The organism is Hymenobacter sp. M1-2 (assembly GCF_057808495.1).
In genome coordinates this window covers 155,539-175,477 of record NZ_JBTYZO010000010.1, presented here as the reverse complement: position 1 = coordinate 175,477, position 19,939 = coordinate 155,539, and the positions used below count along the sequence as shown (strand labels likewise).

The following is a 19,939-nucleotide window of genomic DNA, read 5'->3' as shown; positions in this document are numbered from 1 at the left end:
GTTCAGCTATCTATGATAAAGTAAACCTTTTTACTAGACGCAGAATATGAAACCTTAGCCTCTCTCTATTTACCGATATAGCTTTTGCGTAATAATAAATTCGTTTAAAACTATTTCCAGCAGATGCCATATCTTTACTTAAAGTGAAATAATAGTCTTGCCGCTCCAAATAATAACTATTTATACGCTCTAGAAACACATCCTTATAAGAAGGATCAAAAAACTTCATAAATTTCTTATTCTCAAAAATTCTCTTGTTAGATTGTGAAATAGTATTTTTCGACATCTGCATTATACCTCCTGAATGCAATCTATAAGCAGACATAGCTTTCGGTATATAAAAGGCTTTTCCATTACTCGTGCTAAGCAGTTGCAATGTATAATCTCCACTGAAAACTTTTAAAAACCATTTTGGCAAGGGTAGGGGCAATGAGGATTTTCTAAAAAACATTGATGCACTTGGGGTAAACCACCCCTTATTAACAAAATCACTTTGCGTTAGAGTAGTTTCACAATCAGGCAGAATATCAGGAAATTTTGAGCTAAAAAAATTATCAGTATCAATCTTGGGGAAAAAATCATAATTAACACCTTTTTCAATAACTATCTGTGCATCATGTATACACATTGAATATTCAGGTTTTGACTCAAGAAGATCAAACTGAATCTGTAACTTATAATCATCAATCCAATAATCATCACCTTCTATAAATGCAATATAGTCGCCATTACAAAAAGCAATAACATTTCTCAAATTAGCCATCACTCCTATATTACGGTCATTAAACAAGCACTTTATTTTATCAGGATAAAGTGTTGCATATCCTTCTATAATAGCTCTAGTGGAATCAGTGGAACAATCTTCGCCTATTATAATTTCAAACTCAAAATTAGTCTTTTGCATAAGTATAGAGTCAAGAGCTTGCTTTATATAAAGCTCTTGATTGTATGTAATCAAACAAATGCTCACTGCTGCTTTATCAAGAACTGCCATTTTAAGGTTGTTATTTCAATGCTGAACTTCGTTTTTCATCTTAATTACTGTAGCTGGCACACCTACAGATATACTGTTTCTCGGGATATTCTTTGTTACTACTGCTCCAGCACCTATTGTTGAATTATCTCCAACAGTGATGTTAGGTAAAATAATAGCGCCTGCGCCTATCTGGGAAAAATCGCCTATTTTCGCTCCGCCTAAAAGCTGAACGCCCGGAGAAATTTCAACGTAATTTCCAATTATTACATCATGATGAATATTAGATCTTGCATTAATTAAGGCTCCTTCGCCTATAATAACATTATTGCTTACGAATACACCGTCCATTATGTTAATACCACTGTCAAAAATAACTGAATGTCGTCCGATACAAGCACTATTTGCTATGACTGAGCACAATGTTCCTCCTATATCTTGAAAACGCTGGCTCACTTTATATCGCAATGCAGGCACACCAATTCCTAAAACGAATCTGGAATCTTTTTGAAATGAGTGCTTAGCTTCTTCTGTTGATTTTAGAATAGGATATTTATTGAATAAATAATCAGCAACACCACTATTAATGTCATCATAAAAAGAAATATTACTTTCTCCTATTTGCTCGAGCAATTCCAGTAGTTCAACAGCGTGTCCGCGAGCACCTATAACAACCATATTAGAAACATTTAGAGATACTTTCGACTATTTTGCACACTTCTTCAATATTCATTTCCTGATAGAAAGGAAGGCACAAGACACGAGATGATATATCTTCAGAAATAGGGCATTTAGCTCCAGAGATATATGGCAAATTATTTAAAGATGGATAAAAATAACGTCTAGTATTTATCCCTTCAAGCTCTAAACAATCTTTAACTTTTATCAGCCTTTCTTCGTCATGAAATACCACAGGAAAATATGCGTAATTATATTCTATGTGCGATGCACAGGACGGGAATATCAATGGAATATCATGTAATTTTAATTTATATTCGCGTGACAAATTTTGTCTTGATAAAATGAATTCCGGCACCCTTGGCAAATTGCATAGTCCCATTGCCGCATGAAATTCAGAATTTTTTCCATTTACTCCTAACGTAAAATAATTATCTCCTTTATGGCCAAACGATTTGTATAGCCAAATTTTTTCTTTTAAGTCATTGTTTTTTGTAATTATTGCTCCTCCTTCAATAGTATGAAATAATTTAGTAGCATGGAAACTGCATGTGGTAATGTCACCATAAGTTAGTAAAGAGCGTCCATGCATTTTAACTCCAAAAGCATGTGCCCCATCATATATAACCTTAATATTATATTTATTAGCTATTTGCTCAATTTTTAAAACATCGCAAGGATATCCGTATACATGTGTAGCCAAAATAGCAGAAGTACGTGGGGTAATAGCAGCTTCAATTTTATTGGCATCTATGCAAAATGTATCACTCTCGATATCAACAAAGACTGGCTCACAATTTTCCCATAATATAGCTGTAGTGGTCGCTACGTAAGAAAAAGGAGTTGTGATTATTTCTCCAGTAAGTCCTAATACCTTTATGGCAATTTGCAATGCGATAGTGCCATTAGACATGAACTGTACGTTAGCCCCGTCAACTTCTTTGGATAACTCAGCTTCCAGTTGCTCAACTAATGGACCGTGATTTGTCAGCCAACCGCGTTCCCAAATTCCTTCCAAGTATGCTGTGTACTCGCTCAAAGGTGGCAAGTATGCCTTTGTTACGTTTATCATGCAAGAAGAGTCATTATTTCTGTACAACAAAAAACAGCCTAAGCAAAATGGACCTATGAAGCGTATCTACTTCGTTAATTGATAGGCTACTTATTTCAACATTAGCGTATTAAAAGCCTCGGCATACACTGCCCGAATACCTTCTTCTAAGCCAATCTTGTATCGCCACCCAAAGCCAGTTAGCTTGCTCACGTCCATAAGCTTGCGTGGAGTGCCATCAGGATATTGAGAATTGAAGCGGATAGCTCCTTCGTAGCCCACAATCCGTTGCACCAGTTCGGCCAGTTCCCGAATGCTAAGGTCTTCGCCGGTCCCAATGTTCACTAAGCCTGGCTCATTGTAGTTTTGAAGCAGATAGAAGCAGGCGTCGGCAAGGTCGTCGGCGTGCAGAAACTCGCGGCGCGGTGTGCCACTGCCCCATACTTCCACTTCGGGCGCCCCAATGAGCTTGGCCTCGTGGAACTTACGGATCAGCGCCGGCAGCACGTGGGAGTTCTTCAGGTCGTAGTTGTCGTGCGGTCCATAGAGGTTGGTGGGCATGGCCGAAATGAAGTTGCAGCCATACTGGCTCCGGTAAGCGTCGCAGAGCTTGATGCCAGCAATCTTGGCGATAGCGTAGGGCTCATTAGTCTCTTCGAGCACACCCGTCAGCAACGCATCTTCTTTCAACGGCTGCGGTGCCATTTTAGGGTAGATGCAAGAAGACCCCAAAAACAGTAGCTTCTTAACACCCTGCACATAACTCTGATGAATTACGTTGGCCTCAATCATGAGGTTGTCATAGAGAAATTCGCCCCGGTAGGTGTTGTTGGCATGAATGCCTCCTACTTTAGCTGCCGCCAGCACTACATAGTTTGGTTTCTCAGCAGCGAAGAAATCGGCAACCGCAACCTGATCACGCAGATCCAGTTCCTGTGAGGTGCGCGTAATGAAGTTATGATAGCCCGCTTTTTCAAGCCGGCGCATCATGGCCGAGCCTACCATGCCACGGTGCCCGGCGATATAAATGGAGTCAGTTGGATTCATGAGAACAAAGCAAAAAGCAAAGAAGTAGTGGCATGGTTCAAGGCCACAAGCCTAAACCGTGCATTAACCGCTTAATGACTAAAACGTGTGGCTTATGATGAAAAGAGTTACGGTTACCAAGTGCAACGAGTTGATTATTTCCTTCATAGCGCTGCATTGTAGCGCGGTCGGCAATAATGTAGTCGCGCCAGTTTGGTAGTGAGGCGTGGTCCCACCCAGCAAACCCATCTTGCCGGGCCTTGATACGAGTATCGAGGCGCCGCTGAATCTGTTCGGGAGAACGATACTGGTAATGACGCACCCGAATACGCTGTGGGCTTGCAATCCCAATATGTCGAGGCCGGTCAAGCCCCATTTCCCAGGTTAGGCGCTTGCGGTGACGAAAAAAACGAGCTTCCGCGTACGTCTCAGGATGGTAGTAAGTAATTAGTGGCAGGTCGTTTTGGGCATCGCCGGTAAAAGCAATTTCAACCAAATCATCAGCAGTGAGTTGGAATTCAAATGTCTGCGTCTGAACGAAGTGGTACTTACGTGGCACCTGGGACAGAAACGTACGCGGATCGTCGGCGTAGAATTCATCCGCGTCCAGCCGGAAGCACCACCAGTCGCCCTCCGATGCTAAATGTCTGAAAGCGTTGAACACCTCACCGCGTAGCCCTTCATAGAAAGGCTTGAACTCCTGCTTCCAAGGAATTATTTTTTCATTAAACGAGGCCAAGGCTAGTACTTTTTCCCACGTGCCATCGGTGCTGCCGTTGTCATACACAAAGATTTGGTCTGCCCATATCGACGCTTGACGCAGATTGTACTCAATGACATCTGCCTCATTTTTGATGACGGAGATAGCAAATATCTTCATGAGGAATTACGGTTTCGGACGCAGGCCGGCGCAACGAGAATCAGTGTTTGTTTGCAGCCCACCACTCCAGATCCAGCCCAGCTGGCACCGCAACAGACTTCGGAGGAGTATTTACTTTGTTCTGGCCTATTGCCTCCTTAATAAGATAATTAATGGAGGCGCCTACAATCATCCGGCTAGTGCGGTAATTATAGGAAAGCAGCTTCGGCAATTGACGTAACGCCAGTCGATAAGCTTCCTTTTTGTCGCGTTTGGCGGTCCAATTCACCTGCCAATACATAAACAGGTTACGCTTTTCTGCTGCCGATAATCGGAACTTAGACCCATAACGAGGGTCCTGCTCACAAGTTTCCACCATCTTGATAAGGTTGGGTGCCCACTTTGGCGAAGTCACCGTGCGCTGGTCTGGGTGTAGCTGGTACACGGCCCAAAGTTCCGGCACAAAAACTCCGGGTGCCAGGTGCGCCAAGCGAAACCACTGGTCAATGTCAGCGCACATATCAACTTCAGTACGCATCCCTCCTGTTTCACGTACTAGGGCCAGGCGGGCGAAGGTGGCGTGCTGCGGCGGCACATTCTCGAGTAGAATACTGCGGGGCGTAATAGTTCCTTGAACTGTATTGGCGCTTATCACATGGTGCTCCAAATCGATGGCAAGGTCGCCACCCGATACAAAGCCTGCTTCCGGATGTTGCTGAAAGGCTTTTGCCATAGCTCGGAACGTGCCAGCCAGGTAATAGTCGTCTGAGCTTTGAATGGCTAGGATCTCTCCGGTAGCGCGGGCCACTCCTTTCGTTACTGCATCTACGAAACCTTTGTCGCGAGCTGACCACCACTCAATTTTATCCTCGTATTTCTTCAGCACCTCTACTGTTTCGTCGGTGGAGCCGCCATCGGACACGATAACCTGAACCGTACCAGGATAATCCTGACGCAGAATACTGAGCAAGGTGCGTTCAATAAAGCGCCCTTGATTCCAGGAAGGAATGACAATAGAAAGAGAAGGAAACTCCTGCATCCGGCAAGTTACTTAGTCAAAGAAGCTACATCTTCCAGCCAGAGGTCGAGCAGCTCTAGTTCCTGAGCCGTCACGATGTTCTCTTTTGCTAGCTCGGCATACGCGCGGCGCAGGTTTTCAGCTACCGTTACGGATTTATCGATAGCGCGAGTAACGGCGGCAATGACGCGATTGGGGTGCAGGTAACAGGGGATTTCCGACTCGAAATCCTTCACGTAATCGTGTGGGTTGCGCTCCTGTAATACGGTGGCTTCCGTGAAGCCCAACCGGTAGCCGTGCGCCCAGAGGATAGGTTGCGCTACTAATCCGCGCAGGATGTCGGTGAAGCGAAAGGTGACGTAGGCTGGTAAGTACAGCAATGGAAATAATTCCTGCCGAACCACCGTATTCTGCGAGTTGAAGGGGCATAACGTGCCTTCGGCCAGCACGATAGGCGCGCGCTTATCGAAGAATATTTCCGTGTTATCGACGAGGCGGTAGATGGCATCCACATCTGGGTCGCTGTCGGCGAGACCCTGCCAAATACCAATTTTAGCGGCTTCTGTAACTAGCTCGCTTTCCTTCAGGTTGTGATCGTCGTTGAGGATAAGATCGAGTGGATAACCACGGGGCCAAATATGGTGACTAGTAAAGTTTTTATAGATGTTGACAAAGCCTTTATTGGCTGGGGACGTCTGGAATTCGCCCTGCATAGCGGGGAATTCCCAACCATCGTAAGGAATGTTATCATCGTCAGTATCGATGATAACCTGGGCTCCTTGCTGCATAGCGTGCAGGTAGCCCATCATCTTACGGCCATAATGGTTGAACGGTAGTTTAGCTGACATTTTGAAGCCCATTGCCTCCTGATCCTGAACAGATAGGTAAGCCACGTTTTCAGCCTCCCACTGTGCGGGAGATTTTTTGTCACCAGCTACCACCAACTGATACTCGGCAAAGGTGGCAAATTTGTTTACCGCTTTGGTTGGAGCGAAAATGGAAGTAATGACAATAGAGGGCTTCGATGAAGACATGCGCAAAAAGCGAAATGGAATGGAAGTGTAGAAAAATCGGCAGCGGAAAGTGTCTGCCACCCAACACGGGAAGTGAGCCACCACCAATTTGGCGGCGCAAAGGTAGGATTTTTTGTTGGCCTCTTACCCTATACCACCCAACCATTTCCTTAACTTGCCTTTAGCGAAGGCAAAAGAGGCATGATGCCAAGGAATAAATTAAGCTAGTTGGTCGTGTATTGAGTGTGTAGATTTCTAGAAAAAGAAGTGGTGGATGAAGAGGGTGATAAGGCCGTCGTGGAAGAACTGCTTTTTGGAAAAGCAGATGGTTTTGCGGGCCAGGCGCTTGAGGCGGGTGCGCAGGGTCAGGTGCTTGCGTTCGAGGCGTTGCAGCGCAGCCTTTCCTTCGGTGCGGGTGGCCGGGTCCAGTTCGTCCACGTAGGCCCACCAGGCGTCGGTGAACCACTGCGCCACCAACTGGCCCACCCCGGCGAGCAGGGCACGCAGGCGGCGGAAGGTGGCGTGCGTGCGCCGGCCGAAGACAAAGGCCAGCACGCGGCCCGTGGTGGCCTCCTCGACCCACCAGAGCCAGCGCGGGCGTCGCTTGGCTCCCACAAACGACCACATCTCATCGGCGCACAGCCGCAGCGCCACGGCCGGGTCGGGCGCGTAGCCGGGGCGCACAGGCGGGCGACGGCTCACGGCTTCGATCTTTTTTTTAGCTCGGCCATAACGGCTTGCGTGCTCACACCCAGCACGCGCGCCGTGTCGCGGATGCCACTGCCGTTGAGCGCCATTTCAGTAATTTTAGCGCGCACGCCTGGCTCATGGATTTTGTGGCGGTAACGCAGCTGGAACGTGCGCCGGCAGGCCGCGCAACGGTAGCGCGGGGTGCCGTCCGTGGCCTGGCCGTGTCGGTAGACGGCCTCCGGCTGCTGGCAGGCCGGGCACAAAACGGGTTCTAATACCATGACCCAAAGTAAGTACAATCTACATACTCAGCACACGACCAGCTAGTTCAGTAAAGACTATACCCTATCAAAAAAGTCCCGTATTGCTGCTGTTACTGCTTCTACCTCCTGCTTTTGCATTCCCGGCCACATAGGCAGACTCAAAGATGTACGTGCTAACTCTTCGGCGATAGGGTAAGTACCCTCCGGAATTGCCATGTGCTGGTAAGCCTGCTGGCGATGCGGAGGAATAGGATAGTGAATTAATGTTCCAATGCCCTGTTCTTGAAGGTACTGTTGTAGCTTGTCACGATAAGCGGTGCGTACCACGTATAGATGATAAACATGCGTTGCCCCTTCCGCTACAACAGGCAAAATAAGATCGCCAAGCCCAGCTAAATGCTGGTTATAGAGAGCGGCTACCGACTGACGTTGCTGCGTCCATTCCGAGAGGTAGGGCAGCTTTACACTCAACACTGCGGCTTGAAGTTCGTCGAGCCTTGAATTATGGCCAATGATTTCGTTATAGTATTTTTTCTGCGAGCCGTAATTACGTAGCGTACGGATCTTTTTTTCTAGCTCCTCATTGTTGGTCGTTACCGCGCCCGCGTCGCCAAGCGCACCAAGGTTTTTCCCTGGGTAGAAGCTTGTACCATTTGCATTGCCAAAACTACCCGCAACTTTTCCTTGCCAAGTAGCTCCCTGTGCCTGCGCATTGTCTTCTACTACCCATAAGCCATGGCGGTGGGCTACATCCATAATAGGACCCATCTCACAAGCCTGCCCATAAAGGTGAACAGGCATAACTCCTTTGGTATGCGGTGTGATAGCAGCCTCTAACTTTGTTGGATCTATATTATAGGTACCGGGATTTGGTTCTACTGGCACTGGAGTAGCTCCAACAAACGAAATAGCTAGCCAAGTAGCAATATATGTGTTGCTAGGAACAAGCACCTCGTCGCCAGGCCTTACGTTGAGAGCCTCAAGTGCTAAATGCAATGCATCCAAACCATTGGCTACCCCTATACAGTACTGTACTTTATTGAAGGTAGCATAAGCCTTTTCAAAAGCTTTAACCTTATCTCCTAATACATACCATTGTTTATCATAAACATCGGCAATGGCAGCTAGTATATTCTCCCTAATTGGTACATGTTGAGGAGTAAAAGAGAGAAAAGGAACGTTCATCATAAAAGAGCAAAGCCTATGGTCAAGAATGAATGACAAAGGTAGGCACTATGGCTTAACTCCTGATACAGTGCTTAGACATTCGAGAGTATCCTTACCTGGCAGAGCCTAGGCTTCCTCCGTACAATAATTTTATACTCTTTCAAGTAGCGTATCGTCTTCAGCTTAGTGCTTTGCACTAGGAATTACTGGCTTAAGTAGGCGACTAATGCTATCAGTCAAGCTAACTGCTGCTAACCAAGCAGCCGGCAATAATAATAAAACATCCGCCTGTAAGAGATATCGCATTTCCAAGCTGCGAAATATTACGCTTATAAATAGGTAGATAAATAGGAAATAAGCTGCGATAGGCCACAGTATAGTCTGCCGCCAGCCTAGAATTAAACCTAGTACTCCTAGTAGTACAAGTAGTGTGCGATAACCAAATAGCACCCGCTGGATCAACTGTTTGATTCTGGAACCGTCCTGATGAATTTTAGCATTCTTGAAAAAGGCCTTACTAATATTGGCGAGCGGTACGGCAGTATAATAGTTAACAGGATTTCGTTGTATATAGCTCCTCCGTAAAGAATCGAAGCCAGCAGCTACTTGTGCGTTACAAGGGGAGAAATGAGGAGGCTGCGACAAATAATATTCGCGTGTGTTGAGTCGGCGAATATAAAAACTGCTACCACAACGAGCAGCCAGTGCTGTGAGAGCATAAGCACGACGCTCTTCGGTTTGGTCACTAAAGATATCTGCGGGATATTGCAATGGTTTGCCTTGTACTGCTTTCTCTACCCAAGTGGTGTTATCATTAGTCCACATATGCAGCCAATTAAGATAAGCCTGCATATCCTCTCGCAAGTTGGGGTAGCCTGCAGAAGCAGGTTTTACTAACACGACTCGATCATGATTAATATAATTTCGCACTGGCCACCAAATATAGAGGCAGCCAAAGCCTACTACTACCCAAATAGCACGCTGCCAGCGGGATAAATTAACCTGACGTGGCCAAAACAAAACAAATAATACACTGATGGGAAATAAAATGCCCATGTATTCTCGAACATAAAATGTTATTGCCGTGAGTACTCCAATAAGCAAATAATGCCGCCAATTGCTTGCAGAGCGGCTTAACAAACTGAGCCAGGCAATAGTGCAAAAGGTATTCAGTGCTTCAGAACCGACAATAGTGACCCATATAATAGCAAATGGGTAGGTGGCATAAAAAAGAGCGACTATCCGCGCGGGCCAGACTTGACTAGACCAACGTCGCAATATGTTATAGAGGAGAAGAATAACCACTGTATCAAGTACTATTTGAGTGGTCACTACCGCGCTAACCGCTAATCTAGGACCAAATAGTAAATAGTGAATACCATAGAAAAAAGGATAACCTGGTAATCGTCCAAATGCAGCGTCTGGGATAAGTGGTTCGTGGGTGTAATGTCCTTTATGCCATAAGTTTAAAAAGCTCTCCATATAAGAGAGGGAATCACCGTTTAAATGTTCTTGACCGGCTCCATAATATATAGTAGCTCCTTTTAGGGCGAATGCGAGGCGCAGTAGTAATCCCAGCCCTAAAATGGCTGCTAGCCAGCCGCGCTCATTGAGAGGGAAGTAAGAATTATTACGCATTTTCATACACTTTTTTCACTACATACAATGGTCGATTTCGTGCTGCATCTAGGCTGCGCCAGACATATTCTCCGATAACGCCCAGGGCTATCATTTGGAAGGCTGACACAAAAAGCACGACTACCATCAAAGTTGTCCATCCAGGAGGACCTTCTGACATGAATAGTTTTAGTCCAATAACATACAGTCCATACAACATTGCTATGATCCCCAAAGAAATTCCGGCAACTGAAATAGCCCGAATGGGAAAAAATGAGAATGACAGCAAAGAGTCAATGAGCAACTTTATTTTTTTCTGCAATGTCCAGCGTGATTTGCCTATTTCGCGTTTACGGCGCACATACGGGATATTCACGTAAGTATAGCCTAGCCATACCATCAGGTAAAATATATTACTGTTGCGCTCCTGTAACCGAACAATATCATCGCGGACTTGCTTATCAAAAAACACAAAATCAAATCCTCCGTCTGGAATATTACGAAGAGCAAGTTTTTTCATGAGCCAGTGAAAAGTTTGGGCTAGTAGCTTGGACATCCCTTTCTCTTCCCGATCTTGACGGTTGCCGATTATTAGTTTGAGGTCTTTCAGCCAATACTCATACATCTGTACCATTAACTCTGGTGGATCCTGCATATCGGCCGTAATGATAGCTAAGCAATCGCCTGTGGCATGGGCCATTCCCGCCACAATAGCATTGTAAGACCCCACATTCCCCACTAGTTCTATCACACGTACCCGGTCTGGATATTGCTCTCGAACGCGCAATAGTGCTTGCAGTGTATGGTCCCGTGAACCATCATCCACAAAAATGTACTCGAACTCTACGCCAACTGGAAAGCGGGCTTCGTTCTTGATAAGTTCTGGTGCAGTTACTGGAATATTGTCCTCGTTGAAGTAGCAAGGAACAATAATGGAAAGCTTGGGCATGAGGGTTAAAAGGATGTAACTATCCGTTAAGTGATAGGACCGCCGTACCAGGCTAATACGTGTGTGCTACCTCCCAGCTTAAAACCAAGTTTCTCACTGGTGCGAAACACAGCTCTGTTCGTAGCCTGTGTAGTCATCAGCACATATTGGGCTCCGTTGGCGCGGGCGCGATGCACGGTTTCAGATACCAGACGCTGATGCCAACCGCGATTTTGCGGTCCCACGGCTGTAAGTACCACCCGCGACAAACCAACACCGAGAGCGGTGGCATCCGAGGCTAAGTCACTAACTGCCAAGAAAGAATCTACTGGTAAATCTGGTTCTGCCGGCACTAAAACGGTATCGCAATAACCGCGCACGGCCGCGCTGGCATAGTGCGCAAGGAAGGCATCAGCACGACTGTCTCCGAACCAAGGATCGGCATGGAAACGGTCGTATTGGTTTCGAGCGGCAGCTGAAATTTGCCCAATGTAGGCAGCTTCATCTTCACGAGCAGCCCGTACCGGATAACGTGGCTGGTCGAAGGTAGGCACTTGGTCGAGGTAAAATAGTAGGCGGGTTTCAACCAACCGCCAACCACTGCCAGTTAGCATCTGCAGTAATTCAACATCCTCTACAGGAACCTCACTGAAGCAATAATATTCCCCATTGACAGCGAGCTTCTCCTGCAACTGTCTTACGGCCGCAACCCGGCTGGCTAGAGAGGATTGTGCAGCAAAAAGCGCCGTTTGCAATCGATAAGTAGGCGTACCAAAAAATTGAGAGTCCCAGGGAAGCACTGAATACAGCAGTTGTATTCTCTCGTCGCCTTCTCCTACTGCCAGTACATGACCAGAGTCAGCTTCCGCCAACTGTACCATGCGCCCGGCGCCAAACAGTTTTTGTTGGGTAGCAAAGGGGATTTCTCGCAGAAAATTATAGGGCGAATAGAAGAAGAGAATCGCTTCGCGCGAAGCCAACAAGTTGGTATCTAAGCGCTCCATACCTCCTTGAACTTCTCATATTGCCGGATGTAATCCTGCTCATTGTAAGGCAACGAAGCAAACACTAATTGCACCGCCGAGTGTGAGTATTGCATGGTATGCCAAGCGTGAGGGGGCACGTATAAGCCCACATGCGGATCTTCCAGCCGATGTACACTAACGGAGCCATCGGGCAATTCGGTGGTGACGGTGATACGTCCTGCTACTGCAACCAGCACTTGCTCAGTTTTGTAATGCGCATGGCGCCCGCGCACAATGCTCTCGGGAGTATAGTAGGTCCAGAATGTACGCTGTACTTCAAAGGGCAATTGCTTCAGCTGCTCCGTAACGGATATATAGCCGATTTCTGGTGCACCTAATTTGGGGAACTCAATCAGGTAGGGGTTCTTCATGGTTTGGTTACGTGCTCCTGAAAATATTCCAGCGTGCGGCGCAGACCTTCGGCGCGGTCTACTTTGGGCTCCCAGCCCAAGATTTCTTTAGCCTTGGTGATGTCCGGCCGACGCTTCATGGGGTCATTTTCGGGCAGCGGGCGGTAGTCGGGCTTGAACTCGACACCGGTGAGGCGCGCTATTTCTTCGCCGAATTCCTTGATCGTGATTTCCGATGGGTTGCCGATGTTGACGGGCAGGTGATAGTCGCTCAGCAACAAGCGGTAGATGCCGTCGATGAGGTCGTCGACGTAGCAGAAGGAGCGCGTCTGCGAACCGTCGCCGAATACCGTGAGAGGCTCACCGCGGAGGGCCTGCGAGAGAAACGCTGGCAATACGCGGCCGTCGTCGAGGCGCATGCGTGGGCCGTAGGTGTTGAAGATGCGCACGATGCGCGTTTCCAGGCCGTGGTGGTTATGGTAGGCCATCGTAATGGCTTCCTGGAAACGCTTGGCTTCGTCGTAGCAACCGCGCGGACCCACAGGGTTTACGTTGCCGTAGTACTCTTCTACCTGCGGGTGAATTTCTGGGTCGCCGTACACTTCCGAGGTGCTGGCGATAAGCATGCGGGCGCCTTTCACGCGGGCTAGGCCCAGCAGGTTGTGCGTACCTAAGGAGCCCACTTTCAGCGTCTGAATCGGGATTTTGAGGTAATCGATGGGTGAAGCGGGCGAGGCGAAGTGTAGGATGTAGTCCAGCTTGCCCGGCACGAATACGAACTTCGACACGTCGTGATGGTGGAATTCAAAATCCTCGCGCCCGAATAGGTGCTCGATGTTTTGCAAGTCACCAGTGATAAGGTTGTCCATGGCAATGACATGGTAGCCTTCGGCCAGGAACCTCTCACACAAGTGAGAACCAAGAAAACCGGCGCCGCCGGTGATGAGTACGCGTTTTTTATCTGCCATTTTATGGTTGTGGTTCGTTCAGAAAACCTGAGCATTGCCGAGGAGTAGGCTCTTTGCTGCTCAGAATGACAGGTTATTTGTTAGGCAGGTTCTTTGTGCATGGTCCGAATACCGATGCAGTGGTAAGCGAAGCCAGCCTCTTCCATTTCCTTGGCATCGTAGATGTTACGGCCGTCGAAGATGACTTTCTCTTTGAGCAGCTTGCCGACTACCTCGAAGCTAGGCGAGCGAAACTCCGGCCATTCCGTTACTACTAGCAAGGCATCCGCATCTACGAGAGCCGAAAACTGATCTTTGGCATACGTGATACTGTCGCCGAGTGAGTGGCGGGCTTCGGGCATGGCCACCGGGTCGTAGGCCGAGACGGCGCAGCCTTCGGCCAGCAATTTCTCGATGATGACCAACGAAGGAGCCTCGCGCATGTCGTCGGTTTTGGGTTTAAATGACAAGCCCCAGACAGCCATCTTCTTGCCTCGCAAGTCGCTACCGAAGTGTCGCTTCACCTTTGCGAACAACACTTCTTTTTGGGCTTCGTTTACGCTTTCCACGGCTTGCAGCACCTGCATCTGGTAGCCGTTTTCGGCGGCCGTTTTTATGAGAGCCTTGACATCCTTGGGAAAGCACGAGCCGCCATAGCCTATACCAGGATAAATGAACTTGGTCCCAATTCGGCCATCGGAGCCAATGCCTTTGCGCACCATGTTCACGTCGGCACCCATGATTTCGCACAGGTTGGCAATGTCGTTCATGAACGAAATCTTAGTGGCCAGCATAGAGTTAGCGGCGTACTTGGTCATCTCCGCCGACGGAATATCCATGAAGATGATGGGGTGACCATTGAGCAGGAAGGGCTTGTAGAGCTTACTCATCACTTCTTCGGCACGTTCCGAGGAGACCCCTACTACAATACGATCAGGTTTCAGGAAATCGTCAATAGCCGCGCCTTCTTTGAGGAACTCTGGGTTGGAAGCCACATCGAACTCAATATCAACGCCACGCTTGGCTAGGGCCTGTTCTAATTCCTGGCGCACTTTGGCGGCCGTACCCACCGGCACCGTGCTCTTGGTCACGATTACGCCGTAGTTATTCATGTGCTCACCGATGCCCCGCGCCACGGCTAGCACGTATTTTAGGTCGGCAGAACCATCTTCACCGGGCGGGGTACCTACGGCAATGAAGGCAACGTCAGCATCTTTGATACCTTCGGCAAGGCTGGTGGTAAAGTGCAGACGGCTCGCATTGACGTTGCGGTTCACCATTTCCTCCAGGCCCGGCTCGTAGATGGGCAGGATGCCTTGCTTGAGGTTATCAATCTTTTTTTGGTCGATGTCGATGCAGGTCACCTCAATGCCTACTTCGGCAAAGCAGGTACCTGTTACCAAGCCAACATAACCAGTGCCGACTACTGCTATTTTCATTGCAAAGAATTAAAGAGAAGATGTTGAAATGCGAGAAGTACTTTCAAAGCGAAACGACTCGACTGTACTTTTGACTCTTACTTGGTCAGGCCATCATGTAACGTTTCCACCAGTGCTGAAACACGATGAGTGCCCAAATGCGGGCATGCACATCGCCGGGGCTGCGGGAGAAAAGCTGAGTTTTTAGCGCACGAATGGCCGTCACATCGAATACGCCCTGCGCTTCAATGAAGGCATCCGAGAGCAAATCGTCTTCGATGAGAGGACGAAGCTCGCCGCGGAACCACTTGAGGAGCGGCACTTCGAAGCCGTGCTTAGGACGCTTGTAAAGTTCTTCGGGCAGCAGTGGCCGGAAAGCATCCTGCACGATTTTCTTTTTCATCTTCGCGTCGATTTTGCTTTCGACAGGTAGCGAAAACGCGAAACGCACCACGTTGGGGTCGAGGAAGGGAGGGCGCACCTCCAGCGAGTTAGCCATGCTCATCAGGTCCACCTTCGTGAGCATGTCGTAAGGTAGCACCAGCTTCATGTCGGTGAGCAGCACCTCATTCAGGTCCCCGTCAGCGTGTAGGTTTTCCAGGATGTCTTTGCGCCGTCTCTCGGCTAGCTTCCTGCCCACCTTGCGGCGTGAAGCGGGGCTAAGCAGGCTGTGAGCATTTTTATCGGTAGCAAACGAGGCCCAATCCCAATACCGGTCTTTGGGGCCGCTGAGCATACCGCGCGAAAAGCGCTGAAACTGCCGGACACGGTTGCCAAAAAACGTGTTGCGCGACTTGGGCAAAATGTCCCAGAGTAGATTGAGCCCGGTTACGGCTTCGGCTTTGAAACCGCCCTGCCGCACCTGAAACTCGCCCATATGCTTGTTATAGCCTGCAAACAGCTCATCAGCACCGTCGCCGGATAGGGCCACAGTGGCTTTCTCGCGGGTGCGCTTGCTAAGAATGTACACGGCCAGCGCCGAAGAATCGGCAAAGGGTTCGTCGATGTAGTTGAGGACATCGAAGATATGGTCGTAGAGGTCCTGATTGGTGAGCGAGAAAACCGTGTGATTGGTCTTGTACTTCTCAGCTACCAGCTTGGCGTACTTGGTTTCGTCGAAGAACGGCTCGTCGCGGTAGCCAATGCTAAACGTATTCAGATGTTGCGTGTGGCGCGTAGCCAGGGACACAACGACGCTAGAATCGATGCCGCCGCTTAGGAAGGCACCCACCGGGACGTCGGCCACGAGGCGGCGGGCGGTGGCATCGTCGAGCAAGCTCACCAGCTTTTTCTGCTGCTCCTCATACGTCAGCTTGTTCTTCTCGGCCTTCTTCGCGTCGTAGGGAATCTTGTACCAGCGCTTGCGCACCACTTTTTTTCCCTTGATGTAGAGGTAGTGACCGGGCAGCAGCTTGCGCACTCCTTTGAAAATAGTAGCGGGGCCGGGAATGTAGTTGAGTTGCAAGTAATGGCTCAGCGCCACGTAATCGAGCTTGCGCGGAATGCCCAGCGCCAGCAACGACTTCATCTCCGACGCGAAAAACAGCTTGTCTTCGTCGCGATAAATAAGCAGGGGCTTCTCCCCCATCCGGTCGCGGGCAATGAAAAGCGAATCCTCTTCCTTGTCGTAGATGGCTAGGCCAAAGAAACCGTTGAGCTTCTTCAGAAAACTGCGGCCCTCGATGATGTAAAGTCGTAGGATTACTTCCGTGTCGGTCTGGGAGTGAAACTGATACCCTTTTTTGAGGAGGCGCTGGCGCAGCTCGCGAAAGTTGAAAATCTCCCCATTGAAGACGATGGTGTACCGGCCCGACTCGTCGGTCATCGGCTGGTTACCGTCGGCGGAGAGATCCAGAATGGCTAGGCGTCGAAAGCCCAGGCCGCATCGGTCGTAAACGAAGTGGCCCTGCGAGTCGGGGCCGCGACTGATGATGGCATCGGTAGAGGCCGGCAGGGCGGCCAGCGCGCTGCGGCCCGTGTCGGTGAAGGCGAATAGTCCGGTAATTCCACACATAGGGCGGGCAAAAGTACGAAGTCTGTCGACTTGATGACCGAAAAAAGTAGCGGCGAGTCCCCGCAACCAAAGCCGTGCCGGCTTAGTACACAGGAGTAGTTTCCACCTCTCAGACCACCCGATCGTATGAATCTTCAAGAGAATATGGACTTGCAAAAGCAATTCGAAGCGGCCGTATCGCGCGTGGACAACCTTCCCGGCGACCAAGCGGCGGCGCACATGAACGAGCTATACGGCTTATATAAGCAAGCCACCGAAGGCGACCATGACACCGAAAAAGATGTGGTGGGCGACGATACGCCTTCCAATCCTAGCGGCCCGAAAGGAATGTCGCAGGCACAATGGGATTCTTGGAGCCAGTTCAAAGGCATGAGCGAAGACGAAGCTCGCCGACAGTACGTGGAAAAAGTGAACGAGTTGGCCGGGCCCATTGGAGAGAAACCTACCGTCATCACGGGCAACGGGCAGCCAGCCACCGCCTCGCAGGTGAACGGGCCAGACCAGCCCAACAGCACCATGGCCCAGCAGCCCAATACGGGTCCTGGCATATCGCAAGGTGGCCTGCGCGGCGACATCACGGCCGGCGCCCCGTACGGTGGCGAAGACCATTTGAAAGACGAGCAATAGATTTTCCAATTTGCTCTAGCTACTACAGCCTGCCCCGCTAAACGGGGTGGGCTGTAGTATTTTAATAGCCCGCCGTATTGACTGCACAACGGGGATTTTGGGTATTTTCGGCCAGCTATGACTCATTATGCCTTCCTGCGCGCTCTGTTGCACCTGTTTTGCGGAGCCAGCCTGCTCACGGCTTGTGCCCCGGCCAAGCAGCCTTCCACCGTCACTTCATCTGCGCCCAACAAATTCGCTGACCAGACGCTGCGCCAGATAGCCACGGCGCAAGATGAGCGTAATACAGCCGCCTTACTTCCTTATCTCGCTAGTGCGGAGGCTCGCTACCGGCGGGAAGCAACTTTAGCGCTGGCTTCGGTGCAGGATAAAGCCGCTTCCGCTCAGTTGCTACCGCTACTTCAGGATCCCGACCCAACCGTGAGCCGCGCGGCAGCTTATGCTTTGGGTCAAACCGGCGACAGTACGGCCGTAGATGCTCTAGCTGCTCAACTAACACAGCCAGTGTCGCCGGTGCAACGCCGGTATATATATGAGGCGCTTGGCCGTTGCGTCACGCAGAAGTCGCAAGGCAAGCTTCTACGCTCGACGCTGACATCCTCGCCAACCGATACGTCGCAATCGGCGGGGCAGGCTTGGGGACTGTTTCGAGCGGGCGCGCGGGGCGTGACGTCGGAAGCAGCAGTGGCCCGGGCAGTGGCGCTACTGGACGGCCGGCAGCCACTGGCCGCCCGCCAAGGCGCGGCGTTCATGCTGGCTCGGACCCCGCAGCTCGATCTGACTTCCTACCAAACCGCGCTGACCGCCGCCACTACCGATTCAAACCCCATCGTCAGGGCCGCCGCCGCCAGCGCGCTAAGCAAAGTGAAGAGCCCAAGTGTGGCCGCCACGCTTATTGCGTTGGTGCGGCGCGATCCTGACTACCGGGTGCGGGTAAGTGCGTTGCGAGCAATGAACGGCACCATCTACGCTCCCGCGAAAGAGGCCGCCTGGGATGCCCTTACTGACACCAATGGCCAAGTGGCGGTGACCGCCGCGGAATTCTTTCTGGCGCACGCCAACGAGGAGCCGGGCACGCAATTTCTAGAGAAGGCCAACAAGCTCGTCAACTGGCGAGTGCGAGCTACGCTGCTGGCTACGGCTTTAAAAATGGGGGGCTCAGAGCAGGGCGCTATCCGCACAGCGGTGCAACAACGCTATGCCAGCGCCACGGACCCGTATGAAAAAGGATATTTACTCAAGGCTTTAGGCGAAGATCCGGCCGCTTATGAGTTTGTGGAACAGGCTACTTTCGTAGCGGGCCAGTCGTTGGTGGTGAGATCCTACGGGTTGGAAGCTTTGGTAGCCATGCGCCGCAAGCCTAGTTTCCCGGAAGCGCAACAAGCGGCCTTTGCCCTTACCCTGCGCCGGGCGGTAGCCAGCGGCGACGTTACGATGATAGGCACAGCTGCCGAAGCTCTGCGCGACCCGCAGCTGGACCTGCGCCGTCTGTTGCCGGATGCATCCTTTCTACTGGAAGCCCGCAGCAAGCTCGTACTGCCCCGCGACCTGGAAGCTTGGCAGTCGTTGCAACAAACCATCGATTACCTGCAAAACCGTCCCGCAACGCCTGTGCCCGTCGCCAAAGCGGCCAGCCATCCTATTGAGTGGGCAGTGGTGCAAGACCTTCCAGCCCAACAGCGCGTGTTGGTGCGCACCACCCAGGGCGACATTACGCTGCAACTGCGGGTGGAAGATGCTCCTGGTTCGGTAGCTAGCTTCGTACAATTGGTGCGGCAGGGGTTTTATGACGGCAAAACCTTTCACCGGGTGGTACCTAATTTCGTGGCGCAGGGCGGCTGCCCGCGCGGCGACGGTTCTGGCAGCACCGACTACAACATCCGCTCAGAGTTTGCCGATTTGCGTTACGGCGAAGGCGCCGTGGGACTGGCATCGGCGGGCAAAGACACCGAAAGCTGCCAGTGGTTCATCACTCACGCTCCCACTCCGCACCTCGATGGCCGATACACCATTTTCGCCCAGGTAGTGCAAGGCATGGACGTAGTGCAGCGTCTAGCTATTGGGGATAAGATGACGAAAGTGGAATTAGTGCGTTGAGTATAAAAGCATGGTGTTGCTATCAGCGCCTCTCCCGTCTCAATAGTTTCTAGAGTATGAGAGCAAGCTGATTTGCAACAAGATTATAAACTCTAGACAGACAAAAACCGCACAGACGCCTGTACAGCAAACTGGTACTACAACAGAATGCCCCAGCACTCAACGATGCTGGGGCGTT

19 protein-coding genes are annotated in these 19,939 nt (G+C 50.1%); 2 read left to right on the top strand and 17 right to left on the bottom strand.

Annotation, left to right across the window (positions count from 1 at the left end):
- Positions 1 to 10: 10 nt before the first annotated feature.
- From ACYSMN_RS11790 to asnB, 17 genes are all read right to left on the bottom strand, one after another.
- A complete protein-coding gene (locus ACYSMN_RS11790; RefSeq protein WP_488924080.1) occupies positions 11 to 994 on the bottom strand; it encodes a glycosyltransferase in 984 nt (327 codons plus the stop codon).
- Positions 995 to 1,009: 15 nt separating this feature from the next.
- Positions 1,010 to 1,651, bottom strand: coding sequence for a NeuD/PglB/VioB family sugar acetyltransferase (locus tag ACYSMN_RS11785; RefSeq protein WP_488924079.1), 642 nt, complete (start codon positions 1,649 to 1,651; stop codon positions 1,010 to 1,012).
- A 1-nt stretch (position 1,652) separates the two neighbouring features.
- Positions 1,653 to 2,723, bottom strand: coding sequence for a DegT/DnrJ/EryC1/StrS family aminotransferase (locus ACYSMN_RS11780; RefSeq protein WP_488924078.1), 1,071 nt, complete (start codon positions 2,721 to 2,723; stop codon positions 1,653 to 1,655).
- 90 nt (positions 2,724 to 2,813) lie between these two features.
- Positions 2,814 to 3,749, bottom strand: coding sequence for a GDP-L-fucose synthase family protein (locus ACYSMN_RS11775; RefSeq protein ID WP_488924077.1), 936 nt, complete (start codon positions 3,747 to 3,749; stop codon positions 2,814 to 2,816).
- Between the two features lie 37 nt (positions 3,750 to 3,786).
- A complete protein-coding gene (locus ACYSMN_RS11770) occupies positions 3,787 to 4,608 on the bottom strand; it encodes a glycosyltransferase family 2 protein (protein WP_488924076.1) in 822 nt (273 codons plus the stop codon).
- 40 nt (positions 4,609 to 4,648) lie between these two features.
- On the bottom strand, positions 4,649 to 5,626 hold the full coding sequence (locus ACYSMN_RS11765; protein ID WP_488924075.1) for a glycosyltransferase: 978 nt from the start codon (positions 5,624 to 5,626) through the stop codon (positions 4,649 to 4,651).
- 8 nt (positions 5,627 to 5,634) lie between these two features.
- A complete protein-coding gene (locus ACYSMN_RS11760) occupies positions 5,635 to 6,639 on the bottom strand; it encodes an STELLO glycosyltransferase family protein (RefSeq protein WP_488924074.1) in 1,005 nt (334 codons plus the stop codon).
- A gap of 234 nt (positions 6,640 to 6,873) precedes the next feature.
- Positions 6,874 to 7,320 carry an IS1 family transposase gene (locus tag ACYSMN_RS11755; RefSeq protein ID WP_488924073.1) on the bottom strand — a complete coding sequence of 149 codons (447 nt, stop codon included), beginning with the start codon at positions 7,318 to 7,320 and terminating at the stop codon, positions 6,874 to 6,876.
- Positions 7,317 to 7,589 (bottom strand): IS1-like element transposase, encoded by a 273-nt coding sequence (locus ACYSMN_RS11750; RefSeq protein WP_488924072.1) that lies wholly within the window; start codon positions 7,587 to 7,589, stop codon positions 7,317 to 7,319. Before ACYSMN_RS11750 ends, ACYSMN_RS11755 begins: the two co-directional genes overlap by 4 nt.
- A gap of 57 nt (positions 7,590 to 7,646) precedes the next feature.
- Positions 7,647 to 8,759: a DegT/DnrJ/EryC1/StrS family aminotransferase gene (locus tag ACYSMN_RS11745; RefSeq protein ID WP_488924071.1), complete on the bottom strand. Its 1,113-nt coding sequence runs from the start codon at positions 8,757 to 8,759 to the stop codon at positions 7,647 to 7,649.
- A gap of 162 nt (positions 8,760 to 8,921) precedes the next feature.
- Positions 8,922 to 10,382 carry a glycosyltransferase family protein gene (locus ACYSMN_RS11740; RefSeq protein WP_488924070.1) on the bottom strand — a complete coding sequence of 487 codons (1,461 nt, stop codon included), beginning with the start codon at positions 10,380 to 10,382 and terminating at the stop codon, positions 8,922 to 8,924.
- Positions 10,369 to 11,304 (bottom strand): glycosyltransferase family 2 protein, encoded by a 936-nt coding sequence (locus ACYSMN_RS11735; RefSeq protein ID WP_488924069.1) that lies wholly within the window; start codon positions 11,302 to 11,304, stop codon positions 10,369 to 10,371. The genes ACYSMN_RS11740 and ACYSMN_RS11735 overlap by 14 nt, the downstream gene beginning before the upstream one ends.
- 26 nt (positions 11,305 to 11,330) lie before the next feature.
- Positions 11,331 to 12,287 carry a GNAT family protein gene (locus ACYSMN_RS11730; RefSeq protein WP_488924068.1) on the bottom strand — a complete coding sequence of 319 codons (957 nt, stop codon included), beginning with the start codon at positions 12,285 to 12,287 and terminating at the stop codon, positions 11,331 to 11,333.
- Positions 12,275 to 12,679 carry a sugar 3,4-ketoisomerase gene (locus ACYSMN_RS11725; RefSeq protein WP_488924067.1) on the bottom strand — a complete coding sequence of 135 codons (405 nt, stop codon included), beginning with the start codon at positions 12,677 to 12,679 and terminating at the stop codon, positions 12,275 to 12,277. Before ACYSMN_RS11725 ends, ACYSMN_RS11730 begins: the two co-directional genes overlap by 13 nt.
- Positions 12,676 to 13,626, bottom strand: a complete 951-nt coding sequence (locus tag ACYSMN_RS11720; protein ID WP_488924066.1) for a UDP-glucuronic acid decarboxylase family protein — start codon at positions 13,624 to 13,626, stop codon at positions 12,676 to 12,678. Before ACYSMN_RS11720 ends, ACYSMN_RS11725 begins: the two co-directional genes overlap by 4 nt.
- Positions 13,627 to 13,706: 80 nt before the next feature.
- Complete coding sequence (locus tag ACYSMN_RS11715) at positions 13,707 to 15,044, bottom strand: UDP-glucose dehydrogenase family protein (RefSeq protein WP_488924065.1); 1,338 nt, start codon at positions 15,042 to 15,044, stop codon at positions 13,707 to 13,709.
- 85 nt (positions 15,045 to 15,129) lie between these two features.
- On the bottom strand, positions 15,130 to 17,037 hold the full coding sequence (gene asnB / locus ACYSMN_RS11710) for an asparagine synthase (glutamine-hydrolyzing) (protein ID WP_488924064.1): 1,908 nt from the start codon (positions 17,035 to 17,037) through the stop codon (positions 15,130 to 15,132).
- 126 nt (positions 17,038 to 17,163) lie between these two features.
- On the opposite strand from asnB, the gene ACYSMN_RS11705 reads away from it, so the two are divergent.
- Both ACYSMN_RS11705 and ACYSMN_RS11700 read left to right on the top strand, forming a co-directional pair.
- The gene (locus tag ACYSMN_RS11705; protein WP_488924063.1) at positions 17,164 to 17,664 is read left to right on the top strand and encodes an acyl-CoA-binding protein; all 501 of its coding nucleotides are present in this window, start codon (positions 17,164 to 17,166) and stop codon (positions 17,662 to 17,664) included.
- 117 nt (positions 17,665 to 17,781) lie between these two features.
- Positions 17,782 to 19,761, top strand: a complete 1,980-nt coding sequence (locus ACYSMN_RS11700) for a peptidylprolyl isomerase (protein ID WP_488924062.1) — start codon at positions 17,782 to 17,784, stop codon at positions 19,759 to 19,761.
- Positions 19,762 to 19,939: the final 178 nt, after the last annotated feature.